General features: G+C 62.0%; 6 protein-coding genes. 4 read left to right on the top strand and 2 right to left on the bottom strand.

Translation table 11 applies throughout. From position 1 onward, the window contains the following. A partial coding sequence (locus C1D09_RS24585) for a DUF2182 domain-containing protein (protein ID WP_143976693.1) occupies nucleotides 1–812 on the bottom strand: 812 nt, incomplete at its 3' end. A 70-nt stretch (nucleotides 813–882) separates the two neighbouring features. Here C1D09_RS24585 and C1D09_RS24580 point away from each other — a divergent pair. Both C1D09_RS24580 and hspQ read left to right on the top strand, forming a co-directional pair. Continuing rightward, nucleotides 883–2,097, top strand: a complete 1,215-nt coding sequence (locus tag C1D09_RS24580) for a UbiH/UbiF family hydroxylase (RefSeq protein WP_143976692.1) — start codon at nucleotides 883–885, stop codon at nucleotides 2,095–2,097. A gap of 148 nt (nucleotides 2,098–2,245) precedes the next feature. Beyond that, nucleotides 2,246–2,569: a heat shock protein HspQ gene (gene hspQ, locus C1D09_RS24575; protein ID WP_019858091.1), complete on the top strand. Its 324-nt coding sequence runs from the start codon at nucleotides 2,246–2,248 to the stop codon at nucleotides 2,567–2,569. A 100-nt stretch (nucleotides 2,570–2,669) separates the two neighbouring features. Here the strand turns inward: hspQ and C1D09_RS24570 are convergent, their stop codons facing one another. Next, nucleotides 2,670–3,299 (bottom strand): invasion associated locus B family protein, encoded by a 630-nt coding sequence (locus C1D09_RS24570; RefSeq protein ID WP_135864814.1) that lies wholly within the window; start codon nucleotides 3,297–3,299, stop codon nucleotides 2,670–2,672. Between the two features lie 234 nt (nucleotides 3,300–3,533). Between C1D09_RS24570 and C1D09_RS24565 the strand changes: the two genes are divergently transcribed. Together C1D09_RS24565 and C1D09_RS24560 are read left to right on the top strand one after the other, a co-directional pair. Beyond that, nucleotides 3,534–5,354, top strand: a complete 1,821-nt coding sequence (locus tag C1D09_RS24565; RefSeq protein WP_143976691.1) for an extracellular solute-binding protein — start codon at nucleotides 3,534–3,536, stop codon at nucleotides 5,352–5,354. Nucleotides 5,355–5,370: 16 nt separating this feature from the next. Continuing rightward, a complete protein-coding gene (locus tag C1D09_RS24560; protein WP_143976690.1) occupies nucleotides 5,371–6,051 on the top strand; it encodes a DsbA family oxidoreductase in 681 nt (226 codons plus the stop codon). The last annotated feature ends 23 nt before the right edge of the window (nucleotides 6,052–6,074 follow it).

Here is a 6,074-nt window from a genome sequence, read left to right as displayed (position 1 = left end):
ATCCAGAAGATGTTCATCACGCCGACGGCGAACATCACCAGCATCAGCGCCCAGCAGCAGCCGAGGCACCAGATGCCTTGCGCGGCACCAAGCTGGAAGACGCGGATCGGCTTGGCGCTCCAGTTCGAAAACAAGATCGAGAACGGGTTGCGGCATTTTTTCAGACAAGCCTCCTTGAGGCCGCTGAACTGGTAGAGGCCGGCAACCAGCAGTGCGAGCGCGCCCGCAACGCCAAGCAGCGGATCGTAGATTTCGTCGGACGCGGCGAAGGCGTGCACGGAAAGCGTCAGGGCCGAAAATAGTGTCGAGGCGGCGAGCCAGACGCCGAGATAGCCGGCAACCAGCACCAGCGGATGGACGACCGGCTCGCCCTTGATCCGTGCCGTATCGGCAATCTCGCAATAGGTGCGGATCATCGGCGCCGCAGACGGCAGCATCGCGGCGATCGCCATCAGGAACCACATCAGGATCAGCGCCAGAGCACGCGCGACGATGCTGGCATCCAGCGGCGCCGGCGCCAGGCAGAGCGCGAAGAACCGCTCCAGGAAATCGGGCAGCGGCAACTGCGGCAGCCCGCGCAGGAACGTGTCGCCGGGCGCACTGCCCCGCGCCTCGGCACCGCGAATCGCCATCGCGGCGAGCGTCAGCCAGGCGAGCAGAATGCTGGCGCCGACGGCGATGTTGACCGTCAAACGCGGGTTGCGCGCAATATCAGCCGTGGCGCGGCCGGCGCGGTCGAGATGGCTGAAATCGTCCTGGTGGCCGGTCATCACACCCGAATGGGCCGAATCGCCGCGTTGATCAAGCCGCATGAACTGACCTATATGCTTCTCGAGTGGCGGGTCCGGTGGCCCGCCTCGCATCGCAAGCCGGAAACCGATCTTGGAGCATCAGGAAACAGCCCCGATACTGATTGCCGGCACCGGCCCGGCAGGGCTGACCGCGGCGCTTGCTTTCGCCGACGCCGGCTTCCCGGTGACGCTGGTCGGACCCGAGGCGTCGGCCCTTGATGGCCGCACCACGGCGCTGATGAACCCCGCCCTGAAAGTGCTTGAGCGACTAGCCGTCCTCGAAGTCATCAGGCCCAAGGCTGCTCCCTTGAAAGTCATGCGCATCGTCGACGCGACCAGCCGGCTGATCCGCAGCCCCGTCGTCACCTTCCGCGCCAGCGAGATAGACGAGGACCAGTTCGGGCTGAACCTCCCCAACAGCGTCCTAGGCCCGGCGCTTGCCGGCAAGGTCGCCGCCCATTCCGGGATCGAATGGCGCAAGTCGATGGTGAAGACCTGGCATCTCGATGTCGATCGGGCTCATGCCGTCCTCGCCGACGGCAGCGAGGTCGGCGCGTCACTGGCGGTCGCCGCCGATGGGCGGCAGTCACCTGCCCGCGAGGCGGCGGGCATTTCGACTGCATCGCACGCCTATCCGCAGGCCGCGCTCGTGCTCAATTTCGGCCATAGAAGCGAGCATGCCTTCACCTCGACCGAGTTTCACACCGAAACCGGTCCGTTCACACAGGTTCCCTTGCCTGGCAATCGCTCAAGTCTCGTCTGGGTGGTGAAGCCCGAGACCGCCAAGGAGCTTGCAGCGCTGGATGACGCGACGCTCTCGCTGCGGGTCGAGCAGCGGATGCAGTCGATGCTGGGTCGGGTGACGGTAGAGCCGGGCCGCCAGATCTATCCGCTTTCGACCGTGACGCCCCTGCGTTTCGCGCGAGACAGGGTGGCGCTTGTCGGCGAAGCCGCGCATGTGTTCCCGCCGATCGGTGCGCAAGGCCTCAACCTTGGCATCAGGGATATTGACGACCTGGTTGGAATCGCAAAAGAAAATGGCGGAGATCCAGGCGCGGCCAAGGCCCTTGCCGCCTACGATTTCAAGCGTCGCCCCGACATTCTGGCGCGCAGCGGCGCGGTCAACCTGCTCAACATGTCGCTGCTCTCCGATATGCTGCCGGCGCAGATGGCTCGCGGCGCCGGTCTCGGCGTGCTCGGCGGCTTTGCGCCGCTGCGTGCCTTCTTCATGCGCGAAGGGCTTAGCCCCGGCAGTGGTTTTGCAGCACTCGCGGGCGGCCTGCGAAAACCCATTCGGCAGCAATAGCGATTTTGCGGATTTTATCGCGGCATCGCGAGATCAATCAAAACCTTCGCGCCGGATTCTGCGTAGCTTGAAGGCGCTCGAACGCTTCGGGATTGAATTGACTCGGAGTCTGCGCCAAATAAAGTCAAGGAATTCAGTGGTGAGTACGATGAAAACGGCCAAATTCGCGATCGGACAGGTGGTCCGCCACCGGCTGTTTCCGTTTCGAGGCATCATTTTCGACGTCGACCCTCAATTCGCCAACACCGACGAATGGTACGAAGCCATCCCCGCCGACGTGCGGCCGCGCAAGGATCAACCATTCTACCATCTGCTCGCCGAGAATTCGGAAACCGAATACATCGCCTATGTGTCGGAGCAGAATCTGCTCGAGGATCGGTCGGGCGAACCAGTCCGCCATCCGCAGATCAAGGAGATGTTCGACAAGAGGCCAGACGGGCGTTACGAGCCCAAACGCCAGTCCAGGCACTGACCTTCCGGCGTTCCGGTCGGCCGTCAGGAAAGGCCAGGCACGAAAAAAGCGGGGCATGACCCCGCTTTTTCTTTGAATTGGAAGCGACCGAACCCGGTGATCAGTTGGCGGTCTTGGCCTTGTCCTGCTCGTCCTTGAGCTTCTTGGCGAAGTCCTGGTTGTTCTTGGCAACGAAGTCCTGCAGCTTCTTCTGCCGGTCCTCGATGTCCGACTGCTGCAGCGGAGGGCCGTCATAGGCGCCGCTGAAGCCCTGGAGCGCGATCTTGATCGGGTTGGCCTGATTCTGGAAATTGATCGAGGTCAGCGTGATCCCCTGACCCTTCTTGAACGAGGCGACGAGCTGGTCGGTCAGCGGCACTTCGGCGACGCAACGATCCGGGAAGCAGATGACATAGTCGAGCTTCTGCGCCTTGCCGGTGTCGATCTGCAGGCCGATGCCGGGAGGCACCAGGCGGCCGGTCGGGACCGTCACCTGAAACACCTTGCGGTTCACCTTGCCCTTGAGCTCGATCAGGCTCACACCCGTGACGAGCTGGCCGTTGCCGGCGGTGACGATGTTCTGGACGTTGCAGATATCGACGTCTTCCTGCTTGGTGCAGGCCTTGAACCAGCCCTGGGGGATCTGTTGCTGCTGCTGCGCGGAAGCAGAGGGAAGTCCTGCGCCCAGAAAGCCGACCACGCCCGCGGCCATGACCGAAAGGCGGTACGCATTGCTGTTCAGGCTCGTCATGTCGTGCACTTCCTCTCAAATAATCCCGGAACCGGCTTCTCTATGCCGTGTGGTCCAGCTACCTGTTGCCGAAATGAGGCAACAGAATGACTTCGGACGGCGTGTTACACTGCAAGCGGTGCCGAATCCAGCCCCGCTCACTTGTAATTCTTGATGACACGATTGGCCGGCAACGAGCTCCCTCATGCTAGGGTGCGCACCGAATCATCAAGCCGACCTGTTTAGGAGACGGTCATGGGCCGCGTTCTTGTTTGGCTGATCACCGCGATACCGCTTTTCACCCTTTCGCTGCGACCGGCCATGACGGAACCCAAGCATGCCATCGCCATGCAGGGCGAGCCGGCACTGCCGCCTGACTACACCCATTTCGACTACGTCAATCCCGATGCGCCGAAGGGCGGCAACATCACCTATTGTGTCGTAGGCAGCTTCGACAACCTCAACCCGTTCATCCTGAAAAGCCTGCGCACGACGGCGCGTGGGATGATGGATCTGACCTACGGCAACCTCGTTTTCGAACCGCTGATGCAGCGCAACTACGACGAGCCCTTCAGTCTCTATGGCCTGCTCGCGGACAGCGCCGACATGGATTCAGAGCGCAGGTCGATCGAATTCCACCTCAATCCCAATGCAAGGTGGTCGGACGGCGAGCCGGTGACACCGGAGGATGTGCTGTTCACCTACGATGTCTTCACCGACAAGGGCCGCCCGCCCTACAACGCACGCATGAGCCTGATCGCCAAGCTTGAAAAGACCGGTGATCACAGCGTGCGCTTCACCTTCAATGACAAGGCCAATCGCGAAACGCCCATGATCATCGCGCTGACGCCGATCCTGCCGAAACATGCCTTCGACAAGGATACTTTCGACAAGACAACGCTGAAGCCGCTGATTGGCAGTGGACCTTACACCATCGCCCAGGTGGCGCCGGGTCAGCGTATCGTGTTCAAGCGCAACCCCGATTATTGGGGCAAGGATGTCCCGGCCAAGCGCGGCTTCGACAATTACGACCAGATCACCATCGAATATTTCCTCAACGCCAACGCCAAGCTCGAGGCTTTCAAGAAAGGCCTCTGCGCAATCGACGACGACGGCGATCCGGTAAAACGGGAGCGCGATCTGGACTTCCCGGCCTTCCACAGGGGGGAGGTGGTTTCTGAAACCTTCGACACGGGCATTCCACCCGTGGTGACCGGATTCCTGTTCAACACGAGGCTGCCGAAGTTCTCCAATCCGGCGGTTCGGCGTGCGCTCGGCATGCTTTACGACTTCGAATGGGCGAACAAGAACCTTTTCGGCGGCAAATACACCCGCACGATGAGCTACTGGCAGAACTCCGAGCTTTCCGCGCTCGGCCATCCGGCCGATGACAGGGAAAAAGCATTGCTGGCCCCCTATCCCGGCCGTGTGCCGCCCGATGTGATGGACGGCACCTGGAAGCCGCCCGTGACCGACGGATCTGGCCAGGACCGCAAGGTGTTGAAGGCAGCTTTCGATCTCCTGAAAAGCATCGGTTACCACGTGCAGGACGGTACGATGCTCGATCCCGACGGCAAACCGTTCGGGTTCGAGATCCTGACTGCTTCCCAAGACGAGGAGCGCCTGGCCGGCATCTATCAGCGCACGCTGGAGAAGATCGGCATCAACGTGAGCATCCGTAGCCTCGACGGGGACCAGATCCAGTCACGCAAGCAGCGCTTCGATTTCGAGGCGCTGATCGGATCCAGCGGCTTCAACAATTCGCTGTCGCCAGGCTTCGAACAGCTCGGACGCTGGGGCTCCGAGGCGGCCAGGGCCGAAGGCTCGTTCAATCTCGCCGGCGTTGCCGATCCGGCGGTCGATGCGGCTATCGAAGCGATGCTGCGCGCCCGCTCGAAGGAGGATTATGTCGCCGCCGTCCGCGTTCTCGACCGGCTGTTGATTTCGGGCAATTACATGGTGCCGATGCAGTACAACACGCAGCAGTGGCTTGCTTACTGGAATTATCTGGAACATCCGAAGAAGACGCCCATATTCGGTTATCAGCTGCCGACATGGTGGCGCAAACCGAACTGAAAATCCGGAGATCGAGATGAGCGAAGCGAACGCCATAACCGTCGATGTGGTGTCGGATGTCGTCTGCCCCTGGTGCTTCATCGGTCAGAAGCGGCTGGACAAGGCGATTGCCGCGGCCGGCGATGTCGATGTGCATATACGCTGGCGGCCGTTCCAGCTCGATCCGACCATTCCGCCGCAAGGCAAGGACCGCGGGGAGTATATGCGAGCCAAGTTCGGCAGCGATGAGCGCATTCGCCAGATTCATGCCCGCATCGAGCCGCTTGGCGAGGCAGACGGCATTTCCTTTGCCTTCGATGCCATCAAGGTAGCGCCCAACACTCTGGATGCGCACCGCCTGATCCGTTGGGCGGGTGCTGCCGGTGAAGCCGTGCAGAACAGGCTGGTCCGCCGCCTCTTCCAGTTGAATTTCGAGGAAGGCGTCAACATCGGCGACCATGCCGTGTTGGTGGAAGCCGCCCGCGAGGCCGGCATGGACGCGTCCGTGGTCGCCACGCTGTTGCCGACCGACGCCGATGTCGAGGCGGTGCGCACCGAGATCGCCACGGCGTCGCGCATGGGCATATCGGGCGTGCCGTGCTTCCTGCTTGAAGGCAAATATGCCGTGATGGGCGCTCAGGACGTCGACACGCTGGCTGATGCCATCCGCCAGGTGGCGGCGGCGAAGGCACGGGGCGAATTGGACAAGGTCGGCTGAGGCCGGTCATTCCTTCGCCTGCG

Origin of the sequence: Mesorhizobium intechi (genome assembly GCF_002879535.1) — a bacterium.
Taxonomy (GTDB): Bacteria; Pseudomonadota; Alphaproteobacteria; order Rhizobiales; family Rhizobiaceae; genus Mesorhizobium; species Mesorhizobium intechi.
This window is presented reverse-complemented; position numbering and strand designations above follow the sequence as displayed.

Coding starts and splice junctions, on each gene's coding strand:
- hspQ (WP_019858091.1), top strand. CDS start 2,246: ATGAAAACGGCCAAATTCGCGATCGGACAGGTGGTCCGCCACCGGCTG.
- C1D09_RS24570 (WP_135864814.1), bottom strand. CDS start 3,299: ATGACGAGCCTGAACAGCAATGCGTACCGCCTTTCGGTCATGGCCGCG.
- C1D09_RS24565 (WP_143976691.1), top strand. CDS start 3,534: ATGGGCCGCGTTCTTGTTTGGCTGATCACCGCGATACCGCTTTTCACC.
- C1D09_RS24560 (WP_143976690.1), top strand. CDS start 5,371: ATGAGCGAAGCGAACGCCATAACCGTCGATGTGGTGTCGGATGTCGTC.